This window comes from Herbidospora cretacea (assembly GCF_001570605.1).
GTDB lineage: Bacteria > Actinomycetota > Actinomycetes > Streptosporangiales > Streptosporangiaceae > Herbidospora > Herbidospora cretacea.
On the sequence record NZ_BBXG01000013.1, the window covers coordinates 46313 to 63491 of the forward strand.

Sequence of the window (17179 nt, forward strand, 5' to 3'; positions counted from 1 at the left end):
GAGCTTCGCGGACGCTCGGTTGTTTCCCTCAGGGGAGAGGTTCAGGCGCAGGCGCTCTCGTAGACGCGCAGGAGCTCCTGGCTGACGCGCTCCAGCGAGTAGCGGGAGCGGGCGCGGTCGGCGCCGGCGAAGCCGAGGGCCGAGCGGAGGGTGCGGTCGCCGAGGAGGTCGCGGATGCGGGCGGTGACCTCGACCGGGCGGCGGACCAGGAAGCCGGTCACGCCGTCGACGACCGAGTCGAGGTGGGCGCCGGAGGCGGAGGCGATCACCGGGATGCCGCAGGCCATGATCTCCAGGGCGGCGGTGCCGGTGGGCACGGTCGGCTGGAGGGACAGGGCCACGTCGACGCTGCGGATCAGCTTGGGCATCGCGTTGTGGGGGACCTGGCCCAGCAGGGTCAGCCGCTCCTGGACGCCGCGGGCGCGGGCCAGCATGCGCAGCCGCTCTATGGCGGGCTCGTCGCCGCCGGCCACGACCAGCTCGGCGTCGGGGACGGAGGTCAGCGCGTTGACCACGGCGCCGGCGCCGGTGGCGCCGATGTGCAGCAGGCGCGGGTGGCCGTCGCGGGGGAAGGCCGGGCCCTGGCGGCGGAACCGCTCGATGTCGACGCCGCCCGGGACGATCGAGATGTTGCGGCGCGGCACGCCCATCTGGATGAGCTCCGACTCCTCGCCGGCGCAGGCCGCGATCACCGCGCGGGCCCGGCGGCCGATGGCCCGCTCAAGCCGCAGGACCTGAGCCGAGGGGCGGTCGTCGTGGTGGAAGGTCTGGGTCACCGGCACGTCGAGGCCGTCGGAGCCGGCGATGGCGGCCAGGCCGCCGCTCCACGAGTGGGCGTGGATGACGTCGGGGCGCTCGGCGTTCCAGCGCTGCTTGAGGCCCGCGCTGAAGTCGGAGATGTAGGGGAGGAGCTCGTTCTCGGCGAGGTCGCGGTCGGGACCGGCGGGCACCCGCTCGACCCGGACGCCCTTGATCTGCGCGTCGTCCCGGGTGTAGACGGTGACTTCGTGGCCCCGGCCCAGTTCACGGGCGACGGCGGGGGCGGCGGCGGAGAGGTTGTTCGTGGCGACGATGGCGATATGCATGACACACCTCATGGCGAGTAAGCGCGATGAAAGGGGTGTGCCTGCGTCTTAGGCACGAACTATGTTGTGGTCTTTACCGTACACCTAAGCGGTCTAAACGCAAGTTTTTGAGAGAATTATTCGTCGATCCGCAGGCCCGGCGAGGTGTGCCAGCCGATCAGCCGGACGAGCTGGCCGACGTGGTCGGGAATCGGGCCGAGAACGAGTTCCCGCTGGTCACCGAGGTGTTTGGCGGCCTCGACCAGGGCCCGCAGCCCGGCCAGGTCGATGAACGTCACGCCCTGGAGATCGACGTGAAGATCGCCGGAAACCGTCTGGCCCGCCTCGAACAGCCGCCGGGCGAGCTCGGCCGAGGAGGTCGCGTCGATCTCGCCCTCGACCCGGATCCCGGCGGGCTCGAAGGTCCGCCGGATGCGCAGCAGCCCGGTCTCCAGCATCAGGTCGTGGTCGTGGTCGTCGGGCCGGTGGAGCCGGAGCAGGTCGGCCAGCACGCCCGGCGCGAACAGCCGCTTGTCGAACTGGCACACCCCGAGCGCGGCGCCGGTGTCGAAGACCTTCTGCAGGCCGTTCTCGAACTCGGCCAGCCGCTTGTGGCCGGCCCGGACGGCCCAGCTCATCTCGCCGGTCACCCGCAGCGCCCGGTAGCCCTCCGACAGCGCGCGATCGGCCTGGACGGCGACGTCGGCGGGGGTGAACTCCTCCAGCCGCCGGATCTCCAGCCGCCCGGAGCGGGCGGCGCCGGCGGTGTCGACGCCCCAGCCGCGCAGCAGCCCCGTCACGACGGCGGGGTGGGTCACGTCGGTCAGGTACAGCACCTTGTCCGCGCCGGCCAGCCCTTCGCCGATGAAGGGGGCCAGCACGGGCTCCAACTCGGCCTCGTCGGAGTAGGCGACGGACCTGTGGTCACCGGGCTGCACCTGCCAAGGCTAGCGGGAACGGCGCAGGGTGAGAACCGTGACCTCGTCGACGACGTCGTCGTAGCAGAAGGCGCGGTGGTCCTCCTCGATGGCTTTGACCACCGCGGCGGGCGGCTGGTTGACGCACCGGGCGAGCACCTCGGTCAGCCGGGCCTCGCCGTAGTTCTCCCCGGCGGCGCTGCGGGCGCCGACCAGGCCGTCGGAGTAGAGCACCAGCGTCTCGCCGGCGGTCAGGGTCAGCTCCTCGGTGGCCGGCACGGCGCCCTCCTCGAAGCCGAGCGGCACCCCGCCGCCCTCGGTGAAGCGCACCCCGCCGTCGGGCTGGAGCAGCGCGGCCGGGTGGTGCCCGGCGGACGCGAGGCGGACCTTCCGGCCGCGCACGAACCCGGCCGCGGCCATCACGAACAGGCCGGTGTGCTGGGCGAGCAGGGCGTCGTTGACCTTGCGGAGGGCCTCGCCGGGGTCGCGTTCGAAGGCGCTGAGCACCCGGATCCCGTTGCGGACCAGCGAGGTCACCGAGGCGGCCTCCTCGCCGCGCCCGGCGGCCCCGCCGATGACGAAGCCCCAGCCGCCCTTCATCGGGAAGACGTCGTAGAACTCTCCGCCGATCGCCCGCATGGCCGAGCCGGGGTGGTAGATCGCGGCGGTCTCGAACCCGGCGACCTCCGGCAGCGACCGGGGGAGCACGCCGCTGCGCAGCGCGTCGGCGGCGTTGGAGCTGCGCTGGAAGCTCCGCTGGGCCCGCAGGGCCAGCCCCAGGTGGCTGCCGATCTCCTCCAGGAGCCCCAGATCGGCCAGTCCGAACGGGGGGCGGTCTCTCAGCCGTACGAGGGTCAGCACCCCGGCGAGCTCGTCGTCGGTCTGGATGGGCACCGACAGCAGGGAGCCCGCCTTCATCTGCGTCAGCACGTCGGGCCCGAGCAGGGAGTCGTCGCTGAGCATCTCGTGGACGACCCCGGTCCGGGTGGCCATCACGCGCTCGACCAGCGGCGACTGGGCCGGGTCGCGGGTCTCGACGGCGCGCTGGAGCTTGGCCACCGGCTGGGTCGAGGGGGCGATCACGGCGGCCCGGTGGAGGTGGCCGTCGCGGACCATGTCGGCGATCACCCAGTCGGCCGTCTCGGCCCCCAGCAGGCGGGCCGCGCGGATCAGCGCGACCGGCTCGCGGAGGCTCTCGTCGTCGAGCAGCAGCCGGGTGAGCTGCGACGACAGCTCGTGGCGGCGGGCCGCCTCCAGGAACAGCGACTCGTCGGGGGTGTCCTTGAGGCTGCCGGGGCCGGTGAGCTGCACGTCGGTCGGCAGGGCGACGGCCGCGACCATCTCCTGCGGCTCGCCCGGCATTCGCAGGCGGCTCAGCACCAGCCGGACCGTGTGGGCCCGGCCCTGGTGGGCCAGCCGGGTCTCGAAGGTCGTGCTCTCCTCGCTGCGCAGCGCCTCGGCGAACCGCGACCGGAAGACCGCCCGGTTCGACGACTCGATGAGCAGGGGGAACGCCCTGCCGATCAGATATCCGGCCGGGCTGCCGAGCAGCCGCGTGGTCTCGTTGTTGATCCGGCGGACGGTGCCGCCGGTGTCCATCACGATCACCGGGATCGGCAGTGTGCGGAAGATCTGCCGGAGCAGTTTCTGCTCGCGCTGAGGGCCGCCGTCGCGCCGCCGCTTCGCCTTGGCCAGCTCGGCCAGCGCCTCGCGGACCAGGCCCTCGGCGGTCTCGAGCTCGGGGCTGCGGGGCAGGTCGGCGACCTGCGTCGCGAACTCGCCCAGCCGCTGCTCCAGGTCGGTCACCGGTGTGCGCTCCCTCTCACGTCCATCATCGGATGATTAGACCCCAAACTAGGGGAATGGTCTTCCCTGTGATTCCCATTCTCGCCCGTGATCTCGCCGCCCTCGGACGAGTGACCGAGGGAACCTCCGCCGAGAGCGTGCTGCGCGGGGTTACCGAGGCCATCGCCCGGGGCGTGCCCGGCTGCGCGGGTGGCACCGCCGAACTCTGGATGGACGACCGGGTCCTGCTGGCGTCCTCCCACAGCGAGCTCATCGCCGTCACCGACCGGGAGCGCGACCTGCGCGAAGGGCCCTCGCGGGAGGCCCTGCGCAGCGGCCGGCCGATCGTGGTGGGCGACGTCATGCGCGACCAGCGCTGGCCACGTTACGCCGCCGCCGCGGTTCGCCACGGGGTGCGCTCGATCCTGGTGCTGCCCGTGGAGGTCGACGGCGCGATCGTGGTCATCGGGCTCTACGGGGTGAGGCCGGGGATGTTCGCCGACCACGTGGCGCTGAGCGAGCTGCTCCGCGAGCAGGTCACGGTCGCGCTGGCGAACATCTGGGAGTTCGACGACGTGCTGACCGGCGCGGCCCAGATGCAGGAGGCGATGGCCGGCCGGGCGCTGATCGACCAGGCCAAGGGCATCATCATGCAGGCCAGCGGGGTCAGCCCCGAGGAGGCTTTCGACGAGCTGCGCCGGATCTCCCAGCACCATCAGGTCAAGGTCGCCGACCTGGCGAAACTGCTGGTCACCGAGCACCAGCAGAAGAACGCCAAGAGCTAGGCCGCCGCGACGGCCTCGTCGACGGTCTCGAACATGGGCAGCCGCTGCGCGAGGCCGGTCACCCACATCACCTTCGAGGCCGGATATTGCACGTTGACCAGCGCGAAGTGACCACCCGCCGCGGTCGCCCGCTGCCAGTGGTGCACGATCAGCCCGAGCGCCCGAGAGTCCATGAACGTCACGCCGCCCAGATCGAGGATCATGTCGGGCCCGTGGTCGTCGACGACCGCATCGAGGTGGTCGGAGAACTGCTCACGGGTGGTGGCGTCGAGGATCCCGTCAATGTGGACCACCACGTATTCCGCCACGGCACTCGATCGCATCGTCAGGGTTGCCACCGCCTCGCCTCCTTCGACGCAACCTTACTGTTCTCGCGGGAGTTGTGTAACGCCCCGATTAGGGGCATTATGTTCGCAGAGGTCCAGCAGAGGGCTTCGTCTCGTGTTCTTGAGTGAGACGTGCCTGCCTGCGGACCTTTCTGGTTTTCCGGGGGCGGTGGTCTCGCGAAACCCCCTAGGAGACGGCGACATGCCTGCCTACCTGATGGCCGACCCCACCACCGAAGTCACCGCCGAAGACCTGCTCGCCGAACTGGGCGAGCCCGGCACCACCGACGAGCGCGCCGCCCGGCTGCGCGAGCTCATCGTCGAGATGCACCGCCCCATGGCCCGCGACATCGCCCGGCGCTACCTGCACCGGGGCGAGCCGATGGAGGACCTTCTCCAGGCCGCGTACGTCGGGCTGATGAAGGCCATCAACGGCTTCGACCCCACCTTGGGCCACAGCTTCCGCGGCTACGCCATGGTCACCATGACCGGCGAGGTCAAGCGGCACTTCCGCGACCGCACCTGGGCCGTCCGGGTCCCGCGTCTCTACCAGGAGCGCCGCTCGGAGCTGAACCGCCTGGTCGCCGACATGACCCAGGAGAACGGCCGGTTCCCCACGGTCGCCGAGCTGGCCGAGCGGATGGGCATCTCCGAGGAGGACATGATCCTCACGCTGGACGCCTCGGCGGCGTACAGCACCCTGTCCCTCGACGCGCCGATGGGCGCCGACGACGACGCGGCCGCTCTGGGTGACGTGATCCCCGACAGCGACGACAGCCTCGCCACCCTCGTCGACCGCGAGGCGGTCAAGCCGCTGATCGACGGACTGCCGGAGAGGGAGAAGAACATCCTCCTGCTACGGTTCTATGGCAACATGACGCAGGCGGAGATCGCCGCCGAGTTCGACATCTCCCAGATGCATGTGTCGCGGATTCTGAGGAAGGTTCTCGACCAGCTCCGCGCGGAGCTTGTCGCCTAATGGCGGTTTTCCGCCCGATTCTCCGGGATATCGGGCAACCTGCCACGATGACCCGGGGTATCTTTCTTCGGAGTGCCGCCACTAGTGGAAGGCGTTAGCGGGTGAACGAGGACGGCGTCGCGCCGCCGCCCGCACCGGGTGGCGCGAAGGAGATCACCTTCTCCCTCGCCGATCTGCCCGACGTGCGGGAGTTCGCGGCTGCGCTCGCCCGCCGTGGCGGGATGCCGGAAGACCGGGTGAACGACTTCCTGGTCGCCCTCAACGAGGTCACCACCAACGCCGTGACCCACGGCGCCACCAAGGCCCGGTTGAAGATCTCCTTCGAGCCCGGCTCTCTCGTGGCCGACGTCCACGACGAGGGCCGGCACTGGTCGCCGGAGTCGCCCCCCGGCTTCACCCCGCCGCGTGAGAACGCGACGAGCGGGATGGGCCTGTGGGTGGCCCGGCGGCTCAGCAGCCACATGAACGTCGTCACCGGCCCGACGGGATCGACCGTGGTGATGCGTTTCCCCCTCTGATTCGAGGGGACGGGGATGAAATGACCCCAATATCCAGAATTCTGGTGGTCGGCGGGGGCAACGTCGGCATGTTCGTCGCCCTCCGGCTCCAGCGGCGGCTGCGCAGGGAGCTCCGGGAGGGCAGGGTCGCCATCACCGTGGCCGACCTCGACTCGTACATGACCTATCAGTCGTTCCTCCCCGAGGCGGCTGCGGGCAACCTGGAGCCCCGGCACGTCGTGGTCTCGTTGCGGAAGGTCCTGACCCGCTGCAAGATCCTCAGCGGCCGGATCTGCGACATCGACCTGGCCGGCAAGTCGGCCAGGTTCGAGCCGCCGGAGGGCCCTCGGCAGGTGATCGACTACGACTACCTGGTCTTCTGCCCGGGGTCGATCACCAAGACGCTGCCCATCCCCGGCCTCGCCGAGCACGGCATCGGCTTCAAGACCGTCGAAGAGGCCATCCACCTCCGCAACCACATCCTCGGCAAGCTCGACCTGGCGGCCTCGACCAGTGATCCCGAGGTGCGGGCCCGCGCGCTGACCTTCGTCTTCGTCGGGGCCGGGTTCGCCGGGGTGGAGGCGCTGGCCGAGCTGGAGGACATGACGGCCGACGCCTGCCGCTACTTCCACGGCATCAACCGCGACTCGATGCGCTGGATGCTGATCGAGGCCAGCGACCGCATCCTCCCCGAGGTCGGCATGTCGATGGGCGAGTGGGCAGCCGACGAACTGCGCAAACGCGGCGTGGACGTGCGGCTCAACACGAGGGTCAAGTCGGTCGAGCACGACGTGGTGGTCCTCGACGACGGCGAGTCCTTCCCCTGCGAGACCCTGGTGTGGACGGCCGGAGTGAAGGCCAACCCGCTGGTCCAGCACCTGCCCCAGGGCGACCGGGGCCGCGTGGCGACCTCGGCCGAACTGCTGATCGAGGGCACCGACTACGCCTTCGCGGCCGGCGACTCGGCGGCGGTCCCCGACCTGACCCAGCCCGGCCAGTTCTGCCCGCCCAACGCCCAGCACGCCGTCCGGCAGGGGGCCAGGCTGGCCGACAACCTGGTCGCGCGGATCCGGGGCCGGAAGCTCACGCCCTACCGGCACAAGAACGCCGGATCGGTCGCCTCGCTGGGCCTGCACCAGGGGGTCGCGAACGTCTACGGGCTCCAGGTGCGCGGCTTCCCGGCCTGGTTCATGCACCGGACCTACCACCTGACCCGGATGCCGACCTTCAACCGCAAGGCCCGCATCCTGATGGATTGGACGCTGGCGCTGTTCTTCAAGCGCGAGGTCGTCGCGCTGGGCGCGCTGGCCCGTCCGCGCGAGGAGTTCGAGTACGCGATCAGGACGGAGGAGGCCGGGAGTAACCCCCGGCCACCCGCGAACCGATAAGGGGTTGTGGATCAGACCGAGGCGCGGACCGAGGCGATGCGCGCGGGGCTCCGGTCCCGCGTCGCCCGCCTGGCCCGGCGCGCGGGCGGCTACAGCGCGCCCGTCCTGCTCGCCGCCATCGCGGCGGGCGTCCTCGCCCCGCTGATCACCTCTGGAGTGGGGGCCGCCGCGATCGGCGCGGTGGCCGCCGTCGGCGGCAACGTGCTCACCGACCTCGTCAAGGCGGCCGTCGACCGCCTGCGCCCCGGGGAGGCGGTCGAACCCGCCCTCGAAGCGGCCCTGCGTGAGGCGCTGACCGGTGAGGACTCCGCCGTCCTGCGGGCCGAGATCGCCTCGGTGCTGCGCGAGGTCGGCGCGGTCACCGTCGCGCTCGACGCGGCCGGCGACGACGTCAGGGCCGACCTCGCCACCGGGTTCGCCGACCTGGGCGGCCGGTTCGCGGAGTTCGCCTTTCTGCGCGCCGAGCTGCGGGAGGCCCTCGACGACCTCCAAATCGGCCTCGACCGGCAGGGCGCCGCCCAGCAGGTCATCATCGACCTGCTGCACCGGCAGTCGACGGAGGTGCGCCTGGTCAGATCGGCCCTGGAGCGCCGCGCCGCCGAGGAGGGGCCGAACTCCCGCTGGCCCGGCCCGCCCTATCGCGGCCTGCAGCCCTTCACCGAGGACCAAGCCGAGGTGTTCCACGGCCGTGAACGCCTGGTCGCCGACCTGACCGGCCTGCTCTCCCGCCACGGACGCGGCCTGTACGTCGTCACCGGCGCCTCGGGCGTGGGAAAGTCGTCGCTGGTCCAGGCCGGGCTGCTGCCCGCGCTCGCCCGCGAGCGGCCCGGCCGCCCCTGCCGGGTGATCACGCCGGGCCTGCTGCGCCTCGCGGTGACACTCGCCGCGATGGCCTCCGTCGACGCCGTCTCGGTCTTCGACGCCCTGGTCGAACGGCCCGCGTCGGCCGGGGTGCTGGCCGACCAGGCGGCCGGGGACGACCTGGTGCTGGTCGTCGACCAGTTCGAGCAGATCTTCGCCACAGGTGAGGCCGAGGCGTTCGTCACGGCGCTGGCCGCGATGACCGCGACCGTGGTCGTCGTCGTCCGGGGCGACTTCATCGACCGCTGCGCCGCCCATCCCGCCCTGGTCGGGGCGCTGCGCGACCGCCAGTTCGTGGTGGGCCCGATGGAGCCGGGCGAACTGCGCCGGGCGATCACCGGCCCGGCCGACGCGGCCGGGCTGGAGATCGAGCCCGGCCTGACCGACACGATCCTCGCCGAGCTCTCCGGCCCCGGCGCGCTGCCGCTGCTGTCCCAGGCGATGCTGACCACCTGGGAGCACCGCGACGGCAACCGCCTGACCGCCAGGGGATACGCCCTCAGCGGGGGAGTGGCCAAGGCCGTCGAGACGGCGGCCGAGGCGGCCTACGCCGAGCTCACCCCCGACCAGCAGACCGCCGCCCGGGTCCTGTTCACCGACCTGACCGGCGTCGACGACGAGATCAGGCTGGTCAGGAGGACGATCGACGCCCCGGCCGACGCGGTGGCCGGGGCGGTGGCCGAGGCGTTCGCCCGCCGCCGCCTGATCACGGTCGGCGACGGGGTCCAGATCTCCCACGACGCGCTCCTGACCACCTGGCCCCGGCTGCGCGGCTGGCTGGAGGAGGACCTGGCCGGGCACCGGTTACGCAGCCAGTTCCTCGACGACGCCCACGACTGGGACGACCACGGGCGCGATCCCTCGTTCCTCTACCGGGGCGCCCGCCTCACGGTGGTCCAGCGCGCCGCCACCACCTGGCACCTGCCCGCCCCCGCCGACGCCTACCTGCGCACCGCCACCCGCGAGGCCACCCGGGGCTCCCGGATCCGGCGGAGCGTGGCCGCCGTTTTGGTGCTGCTGCTCGTGGGGGCGGTGACGGCGGCCGGATGGGCGATCACCTCGGCGCGGCAGGCCGACCGCCTGGCGGCCCGCGCGGCGACCGGCGAACGGGTGGCCACCGCCCGCGCGCTGACCACCCAGGCCGGGACGGTGCGCGGCAGCGACCCGGGCGGCGCGCTGAACCTGGGGCTGGGCGCCTACCGGCTCAGCCCGGGGCCCGAGACCCGCGCCGACCTGGTGTCCACCCTCGCCGGGCCGTTCCTCGGCGAGCTCAGGAACGAGGGCGGAGCCGCCGCGGTGGACATCTCGCCCGACGGCCGGCTCCTGGTCGTCGGCCTCGGCGGGGTGATGAACTTCGACGATCTGGGCGGGATCCAGGTCTGGGACATCGCCGACCCCCTCGATCCGCGCCTGCTGGCCCGGCGGCCGGGCGGGCATGCCAACGCCACGATCAGCGTCGACGTCGACCCGGCCGGCAAGCTCGCCGCCACGAGCTCGGTCGACCGGACCGTCGTCCTGTGGGACCTCGCCGATCCCCGCAGTCCCCGGCCCTTCCCCGCCCCCATCAGCCGGGACGACCTGCCCAACGTCGCCGCCTTCGCGCCGGTCGGCGCCACCCTGGCCGTCGGCGGCGACGGCCTGACCTTCTGGGACGTCACCGACCCGGCCCACCCGCGGCAGAAGGGCGATCGCCTGGCCGTGCCCGGCGACCCCCGCCTCGTGTCCGGGGCCTACCGCTGGGACGGCGAACGCTTCGCGGCGGTCTACAACGACGGCACCGTCGTCGTGTGGGACCTGCGGACCGGCCGCTTCCACCCCGTGACGAGCAAGAAGGGCGGCGCGCCCCAGTCGGTGGCCTACTCCGGCGACCGGATCGCCGTCGACTGGTCGGACCAGGAGGTGACGCTGTGGGACGTCGCCGACCTGGCCAGGCCCAAGCGGCTGGGGGAGCCGCTGACCAGCCAGGGCGGCCTGCTGACCTCGGTGGCCTTCTCGCCGTCCGGCGGGCTGCTCGCGGTCGACGGGCCCGACGGGGTGGTGACCCTCCGGGACCTGCGCGACCCGGCGCGGCCGGTCGCCGTCGGCTCCGGGCTGCCCCACCGGGACACCGTGTCGACCGGCCTCGTCTTCAGCCCCGACGGCCGCACGCTGGTGTCGACGTCCTACTCCGGCGCCGCCACCCTGTGGGACGTGGACGCCGCGCTCGGCCTGCGCATGATCGACCCGGTCGTCAGCCGGAGTCCCCAGGCCGAGGGCGTCCGCGGCGACGAGACCGGGAACCCCGCCCACGTCGACTTCTCCCCCGACGGGCGGCTGCTCGCGGCCGGCGAGGGCGATCACGTGCTGCTGCTGAACGCGGCGACCAGGAACCCCATCGCCTATCCGCTGCGCGGGCACACCTCGATCGTCAAGGCCGTGGCGTTCTCGCCCGACGGCACCCGGCTGGTGACCGCGAGCGCCGATGAGCTGCTGGTCTGGGACCTCGCCGACCCCTCCGGGCCGCACCGCCTCGGTGCGCCGCTGCGCCGCGACCCCGGGGTGGCGAGTTTCGTCACGTTCGCCCCCGACGGACGGCTGCTGGCCGGGACGGGCCACTTCGGGGTCACCGCCTGGGACGTGACCGGCCCGGTGCTCCGGGAGATCGGCGTGCCCGAGGGGCTCGGCCAGCCGCTGGTGTTCTCCCGGCAGGGCCTCTTCGCGGTCGCGCCGCCCTACGGCGCGGTCGTCCTGTGGGACGAGGCGGGACCCGTGGCCACCCTGCGCGAGGTCACCGGCCCGGCCGCCTTCTCCCCGGACGGGCGTTACCTCGCCGCCGCCGACGGCGACGGCCGGATCTCCCTGTTCGACATCGCCGACCCGGCCCGCCCGCTGCTGGTCAGCGGACCGTTGAGCGGGCATTCCGGATATGTCAACACGCTGGCCTTCAGCCCCGACGGGCGTCTGCTGGTCTCGGGCGGACGCGAGGGGGCGCTGTTCGTCCGCGACCTGACCGATCCGCACCGGCCCCACGTGCTCGCCGGGCCGATCGCCCTGCCTGACGAGGCGACGTCCGCCGTCTTCGCGCCCGACGGGAGGACTCTGGCGATCGCGGGCTGGTCCGAGGACGCGCCCCGATGGGACCAGAGCGTGACGCTGTGGGACGTGTCACGGCTGTCGGCGCTCCAGCGGGACCCCGTCGCGCGGGCCTGCGCCATCACCCGCGGCGGGCCGAGCCTGACCGACTGGACCCGGAACGTCCCGGCCCTGCGTTACGAGAACGCCTGTCCCTGACGTCCGGCCACGATCGCGTCGAAGTCGGGGATGCGCGCCGAGATGCCGTCGCCGGTGAAGTCGCCGATCCAGCCGTCGTCGTCGTGGAAGAAGCGGATCGCGCAGAAGTCGGGGCTGGTGCCCATGTCGAACCAGTGGGTGGTCTTCGCCGGCACGCTCAGCAGGTCGCCCGCCTCGCACAGCACGGCGTGGATCCTCCCGCCGACGTGCAGGTAGAAGATCCCGGCCCCCCGGGCGAAGAAGCGGACCTCGTCGTCGTCATGGGTGTGCTCGTCGAGGAACTTCGCCCGCGCCCCGGCGACCACCTCGGGGTCGGCGTCGGGCCCGAGCTGGGCCACGTCGACGAACGTGTAGCCCTCGTCGGCGTTCACCTTGGCGATCTGGTCGGCGTACGCCGCCAGCACGTCGTCGGCGGAGGGACCGGCCGGGACGACGTCCCAGCGGCGCAGGCGGACGCCGATCCCGGACAGCGTGTCGGCGATCTGGGCCTGGTCTTCGGTCCGCTGGAGGAGGGCGGCGTCCTCGGTGTAGACGGTGAGGTAGGTCATGCCCTCCAGGGAACCACTCCGCCCGGGTGATCGCCATAGCATGATCGCTTACACTGCTACGCTCCGTGATCGTGACAACACTCTCATGTACCGACCTGGAAAGACTCGTCAGATGATCGATCTTCGCGGGCCCGACGTCCGCCTCAGGAGCCTGAGACCGTCCGACCTCAAGGTCTACACGCAGGTCTACACGAGCGCCGTGCTCACCCGCTATCTCGGCGTCGACCGCATGGACGACGACCGGGCGCGGGCCACCTTCCTGGCGGGGCTGCGCTCCGACCGGCGCATCACCCTGGCCGTCACCGAACCGGACGACGACGCCGTCCACGGGCTGATCGGGCTGCTGCTGGAGGACTACGGCAGCAACGCCATGATCACCGGGCTGGTGCTGCTGCCCGGCTCGCCCGTCCAGGGGCGGGGCGCGCAGGCGGGCCGCCTGCTGATCGACTACGCCTTCACCAGCCTCGGCATCCACCGGGTCTGGGCCTGGCGCCGCCGCGACCACGGGCTGATGGAGCGCATCATGCTCGACGCCGGTCTCCGCCCGGAGGCCACTCTGCGTCAGCTGTTCCGGACCCAGGGCCGCTGGCACGACGTGACCACCTACGCCGCGCTGTCTCACGAGTGGGACCTGGTTCACGCACCGTAGAAGAACCGCCACAACAGGGCGGCGGCATACGTCCGGTAGGGCGCCCACGGCAGTGCCCTGGCCTGCACCTCCGCGATGGAGGGCAGCCCCTCCAGCTGCCAGGCCCGCTCGACGGCCCGCCTGATCCCCTGGTCGCCGGCCGGCAGCACGTCGGGCCGGTGCAGCTGGGCGATGAGGAAGTTCTGCGCCGTCCACAGGCCCACCCCCCGCACCTGCGTCAGCGTCCTGACCACCTCGGCGTCGTCCTGCGACGCCATGTCCTCCAGGTCGATGAGGCCGTCGAGCTGGCGACGGGCCAGGTCGAGCAGGTAGGTCGTCTTCGCCCCGGACAGCCCGCAGGCCCGCAGCGCGCCGGCGCCCATGGCCAGGATCCCCTCCGGCGTCGGGAAACCGCCGGTCGCCGCCTTGATCCGGTCGAAGAAGGTGAACGCCACCGCCGTCGAGATCTGCTGGCTGACGATGTGCAGGACCATCCCCGAGAAGTTGGTCGGGCCGAACCGCTCAGGGCTGAACCACGCGAACGGGTCGGGCTCGCCCACCTCGCCGATCAGCCGCGCGAGCACCGGGTCGGCGGCCAGGTGCCCGTAGGCGTCGAGCCTGGTCATGGGGCCATTATGGAGCGGTGGAAATCGACGTTCTCGCCAACCCCGTCTGGGCCGCGCTGACCGGCCCGCACGCCCACCTCGCCGTCGTCAGCGGCCGGACCAGGCGTTATCCCCTCGACGTGTCGCCGTTCGCGGCGGTCCCCGACGTCTTCGGGCCGGACGACTGGGCCGATCTCGACGGGCAGGTCCTGACCACCTGCGAGGGCCCGGCGGCCGAGGGATGGGAGACGCAGTTCGCGCTGCCCGGCGTGCAGATGGAGGGCTCCGGCGTGGCCGGGGCGGAGTCCGACGTGGTGACGCTGGGGCGAGACGACGTGCCGGAGATGCTCGATCTGGTGGCCCGCACCCAGCCGGGGCCCTTCGCCCCCCGGACCATCGAGATGGGCGCCTACCTGGGTCTCCGCGAGGAGGGCAGGCTGATCGCGATGGCCGGGGAGCGGCTGAAGGTGCCCGGGTGGACGGAGATCAGCGCCGTGTGCACCGACCCCGCCCACCGCGGGCGGGGTCTGGCGTCGCGACTGCTGCTGGCGGTGGTGGCGGGCATCCGCGCCCGGGGCGAGCGGCCGTTCCTCCACGCCGCCACCGCCAACGTCAACGCCGTCCGGCTGTACGAGTCACTCGGGTTCACCGTCGCCCGGAACGTGACCTTCCGGGTGCTGCGGCCTCAGGAGACCCTGACCCGGGACACCGCCGAGGTGGTGTAGCCCGAACCGGCGCCGACCGCGCTCAGGGTGACCTTCCCCTCGGGGGTGCCCGCCGGGATCGCGGCGGTGAAGGTGACCGTGCCGGTGGCGTCGGCGACGGCCCGGCCGAGGACGGTGGCGTCCAGCTTGAACTCCACGCTCTCCCCGGCCCGGTAGCCGCTCGCCTTCACCGGGTTCGAGCCGCCCGCGACCACCGCGTTCGTCACGATGAGGTTCCCCGGCTTCAGCGAGGCGGCGTACTCGGCGCACGCGTCGCCGGGCTTGCCGAAGGCCGGAGTGGTGACGGTGCCGTCGTCCTCGCGGACGGTGAGGGTGCCGAAGCCGCCGTCGCCCATGACCGCCCCGGCCGTGTTGGTGACAGAGACCTTGAACGACGTCGACGCGGTGCCCGTCGCGACCGTGTCGCCGAGGGTCCCGGCCGGGACCGTCACGCAGGTCTGGCCCGGCGCGAAGGTCACCTTGCGCATCGAGATGCCGGCGCGGCCGGTGGTCGTGCCGAAGACGCTGACGTAGCCGGTGACCTCGTGGGCGGCCGGGGCCGACAGCGCCACCGCGATCGACGCCGTGCCCGGGCCGGAGCCCTCGTCGACCCGGGCCGGGGCGACGTCCACCGCGATCTGCTGACGCGGGACCCGGGCGCCGACCGCCCGGTTCTCGGCCGCCAGGTCGGACAGGTAGACGCCGGTTCCGGTGAACGACACCTGGCGGACGTCGCTCGTGTCGATCCCCGACAGCGGGATGTTCACCTGCTGGAGGATGACCTTCTTCAGCCACGGGGAGGTGACGCCCGGCAGGCGGGTGACGGCGCGGGGGTTGAGCGTGGAGACGGGCGCCGACCACGTCTTCCCGGCGCCGTCGGTGACGGTGATCGTGACGTCGGTCGAGGTGGCGACGGTCTCGTCGGCGGCGACCTTGACGGAGAGCTGCTCGTAGCCGGACAGGTCTCCCTGCGGGACGGCCACGCTGACCGTGCCCGACCTCAGCCGCATCATCGGCGACGACGGGATGTTGAACGCCCACGTCGCGGGCGACCAGTGCGGCAGCGCGGCCTGGTTGGTCGCGGTCGCGCAGAACGGCTGCTCCTGCGGGATCTGGAGGCCGCCGTTGCCGCCCATGCTGGAGCAGAGCCCGGCCTCACCGGAGACGGTGACGTTCGCGTCGGCCTTCTCGAAGGTGGCCAGGTCCTTGCGGGAACCGGCCGGCTGGGTCGCCGCGCTGGTCACGTCGGCGAAGGCGATCGAGGGGACCGACACGGCCGAGCCGTCGAACAGCGGCAGGAACCGCTTCTCGCCGCCGAGGACGAGCCGGAAGAAGCCCGGCATGTAGACGGCGCCGACCTTCTCCTGTTCGGGCGCGGTCAGCCGCAGGGTGTCGGCCGCGGCCGGGTTGCAGACCGGGTCGTTGGCGCCGTTGCCGCCCACCGACCAGTCGTCGCCGGTGCTGGCCGGGAAGCCGCCCGGCGTCCAGATGGTGTTGAAGAAGTTGTGGTTGGCGCCCTGGACCAGCACGGCCGAGCGGAGGACGTCGTCGTCGAAGCTGTGCCGGGAGTCGTCCACGATGTGCTGGCCCATGAGGTTCTCCACGTCGCCGTCGCAGTACGGGAGGATCGTGGCCGTCACGGTGTTCGGGAGCGAGATGCGGTCGTAGTCGACCGGCGCCAGCGGCAGCACGGCCTTGATGCCGAACTGCTTGTACAGCGGCAGCGCGTCGTTGAGCGTGGCGGCGGCCACCACGCCCTCACCGCCGCGCGAGTGCCCCATGATGCCGACGTTCTGGAAGTCGAAAGCCCGCTTGAGGTCGGCCGGGGTGACCGCGCCCGTCAGCGCCTGGGCCAGCGTGACGTCGCGCTTGGTGAACGCGTCGTGGTAGACCACCGGGTCGCCGTCGTCGGCGTTCTCCAGCATGGTCAGCGTGTCGAGGATGAGCTGACCCCGCGCCTGCGCGCCGTAGTCGGCGGCGAGCTGGTTGTCGTTGGAGTTGATCGCGTTGGCCGAGATGGAGACCACGGCGTAGCCGTTGCTCGCCAGGGCGCGGGCCGGCAGGTCGTAGCCGATGTAGCTGGGGATCGTTGCCCGCTGCGAGGTGCTGTCGGGCGACGGCTTGCAGGGCCAGCGGTTGGGGTTGGTCGCGCCGGTGCCGTAGCAGGAGCCGTGGCGGCCGTGCAGGAAGACGACCAGCGGCTTGCGCTCGCGGCTGACCGGAAGATAGATCTTCCCGGTCAGCTCGCCCCGGATGCCCCCGATGTTGAGCAGCGGGACGGCCTGGTCGCCGAAGTCGTACACCCCCTCTTTGACCTGGAACGTTCCGGTCTCGGACGGGTCGTCGGCGAGCGCGGCCTTGGCGAGGGCGGGCACCTCGGCGGCGGCGCTCACGCGGGCCGGGGCGGCCTCCTCCAGCACGTCGGCGGTGATCTCGCCGGCGGCGGCGACCGCCGGGTCGGCGGTGACGAGGAAGAGGGACTTTCCGTCGGCCGACTCCGTGGCCGGGCCGAGCACCTTCCCGTCGGCGAGCAGCGAGGGGGCGCTCGAGTCCATCGGCAGCTTGTCGTCGAGGTTCAGGGTGACTCTGTAGCCACCCGCCACGCGGGTCACAGACCAGTCGTCCTCGACGGCGGCCGAGGCGGGGGCGGCGGTGAACGTGGCCAGGCAGGCGAGGGACATTAACGCGGCCGTGCCGCGAAGGGTGTTACGCAAGGGGGAGCCTTACTCGTACGAGCCGGTTTGAGCGATTCGCACGTTATGTGCGGTTTGTTACCGCAGCTTCCTGATCATGTTTCCCGGATGTTCCATGGCCATTTCCCA

At 72.1% G+C, this 17179-nt stretch carries 14 protein-coding genes; 7 read left to right on the top strand and 7 right to left on the bottom strand.

The genetic code is table 11. The annotated features are described in order from the left end of the window. Positions 1-41: 41 nt before the first annotated feature. The 3 genes from AW270_RS24270 to AW270_RS24280 form a co-directional block, all read right to left on the bottom strand. Entirely contained in the window at positions 42-1085 is a 1044-nt protein-coding gene (locus AW270_RS24270; RefSeq protein ID WP_061297714.1) for a glycosyltransferase, read from the bottom strand. Between the two features lie 116 nt (positions 1086-1201). Continuing rightward, the gene (locus AW270_RS24275; RefSeq protein ID WP_061297717.1) at positions 1202-2002 is read right to left on the bottom strand and encodes an MEDS domain-containing protein; all 801 of its coding nucleotides are present in this window, start codon (positions 2000-2002) and stop codon (positions 1202-1204) included. Between the two features lie 9 nt (positions 2003-2011). Further along, entirely contained in the window at positions 2012-3787 is a 1776-nt protein-coding gene (locus tag AW270_RS24280) for a SpoIIE family protein phosphatase (protein ID WP_061297719.1), read from the bottom strand. 68 nt (positions 3788-3855) lie between these two features. Here AW270_RS24280 and AW270_RS24285 point away from each other — a divergent pair, with 68 nt between their 5' ends. Beyond that, entirely contained in the window at positions 3856-4551 is a 696-nt protein-coding gene (locus AW270_RS24285) for a GAF and ANTAR domain-containing protein (RefSeq protein ID WP_245674835.1), read from the top strand. On the opposite strand, the gene AW270_RS24290 is transcribed toward AW270_RS24285, so the two are convergent. Beyond that, a complete protein-coding gene (locus AW270_RS24290) occupies positions 4548-4889 on the bottom strand; it encodes an STAS domain-containing protein (RefSeq protein ID WP_245674836.1) in 342 nt (113 codons plus the stop codon). The two genes, AW270_RS24285 and AW270_RS24290, sit on opposite strands and share 4 nt — an antisense overlap. Before the next feature lie 190 nt (positions 4890-5079). On the opposite strand from AW270_RS24290, the gene AW270_RS24295 reads away from it, so the two are divergent. The 4 genes from AW270_RS24295 (at position 5080) to AW270_RS24310 (ending at position 11872) form a co-directional block, all read left to right on the top strand. Next, complete coding sequence (locus AW270_RS24295; RefSeq protein WP_061297727.1) at positions 5080-5856, top strand: SigB/SigF/SigG family RNA polymerase sigma factor; 777 nt, start codon at positions 5080-5082, stop codon at positions 5854-5856. Positions 5857-5957: 101 nt separating this feature from the next. After that, on the top strand, positions 5958-6374 hold the full coding sequence (locus AW270_RS24300; RefSeq protein ID WP_061297730.1) for an ATP-binding protein: 417 nt from the start codon (positions 5958-5960) through the stop codon (positions 6372-6374). Positions 6375-6394: 20 nt separating this feature from the next. After that, positions 6395-7741 (top strand): NAD(P)/FAD-dependent oxidoreductase, encoded by a 1347-nt coding sequence (locus AW270_RS24305; protein ID WP_061297732.1) that lies wholly within the window; start codon positions 6395-6397, stop codon positions 7739-7741. A gap of 6 nt (positions 7742-7747) precedes the next feature. After that, positions 7748-11872, top strand: coding sequence for an AAA family ATPase (locus AW270_RS24310; protein WP_061297736.1), 4125 nt, complete (start codon positions 7748-7750; stop codon positions 11870-11872). Here the strand turns inward: AW270_RS24310 and AW270_RS24315 are convergent. Then, positions 11851-12420, bottom strand: coding sequence for a 1,2-dihydroxy-3-keto-5-methylthiopentene dioxygenase (locus tag AW270_RS24315; protein WP_061297739.1), 570 nt, complete (start codon positions 12418-12420; stop codon positions 11851-11853). The genes AW270_RS24310 and AW270_RS24315 overlap by 22 nt on opposite strands. Positions 12421-12532: 112 nt before the next feature. Between AW270_RS24315 and AW270_RS24320 the strand changes: the two genes are divergently transcribed. Then, complete coding sequence (locus AW270_RS24320; protein ID WP_061297741.1) at positions 12533-13069, top strand: GNAT family N-acetyltransferase; 537 nt, start codon at positions 12533-12535, stop codon at positions 13067-13069. Here AW270_RS24320 and AW270_RS24325 read toward each other — a convergent pair. Continuing rightward, positions 13057-13674 carry a DNA-3-methyladenine glycosylase family protein gene (locus AW270_RS24325; RefSeq protein ID WP_061297743.1) on the bottom strand — a complete coding sequence of 206 codons (618 nt, stop codon included), beginning with the start codon at positions 13672-13674 and terminating at the stop codon, positions 13057-13059. The two genes, AW270_RS24320 and AW270_RS24325, sit on opposite strands and share 13 nt — an antisense overlap. 17 nt (positions 13675-13691) lie before the next feature. On the opposite strand from AW270_RS24325, the gene AW270_RS24330 reads away from it, so the two are divergent. Then, a complete protein-coding gene (locus AW270_RS24330; RefSeq protein WP_061297745.1) occupies positions 13692-14378 on the top strand; it encodes a GNAT family N-acetyltransferase in 687 nt (228 codons plus the stop codon). Here AW270_RS24330 and AW270_RS24335 read toward each other — a convergent pair. After that, on the bottom strand, positions 14339-17038 hold the full coding sequence (locus AW270_RS24335; protein WP_061297746.1) for an alpha/beta hydrolase: 2700 nt from the start codon (positions 17036-17038) through the stop codon (positions 14339-14341). The genes AW270_RS24330 and AW270_RS24335 overlap by 40 nt on opposite strands. Positions 17039-17179 lie beyond the last annotated feature (141 nt).

Excerpts from the sequence above, each read along its gene's own strand:
- AW270_RS24305 (WP_061297732.1), top strand. The coding sequence starts at position 6,395 with ATGACCCCAATATCCAGAATTCTGGTGGTCGGCGGGGGCAACGTCGGC.
- AW270_RS24270 (WP_061297714.1), bottom strand. The coding sequence starts at position 1,085 with ATGCATATCGCCATCGTCGCCACGAACAACCTCTCCGCCGCCGCCCCC.
- AW270_RS24315 (WP_061297739.1), bottom strand. The coding sequence starts at position 12,420 with ATGACCTACCTCACCGTCTACACCGAGGACGCCGCCCTCCTCCAGCGG.
- AW270_RS24320 (WP_061297741.1), top strand. The coding sequence starts at position 12,533 with ATGATCGATCTTCGCGGGCCCGACGTCCGCCTCAGGAGCCTGAGACCG.
- AW270_RS24325 (WP_061297743.1), bottom strand. The coding sequence starts at position 13,674 with ATGACCAGGCTCGACGCCTACGGGCACCTGGCCGCCGACCCGGTGCTC.
- AW270_RS24335 (WP_061297746.1), bottom strand. The coding sequence starts at position 17,038 with ATGTCCCTCGCCTGCCTGGCCACGTTCACCGCCGCCCCCGCCTCGGCC.
- AW270_RS24295 (WP_061297727.1), top strand. The coding sequence starts at position 5,080 with ATGCCTGCCTACCTGATGGCCGACCCCACCACCGAAGTCACCGCCGAA.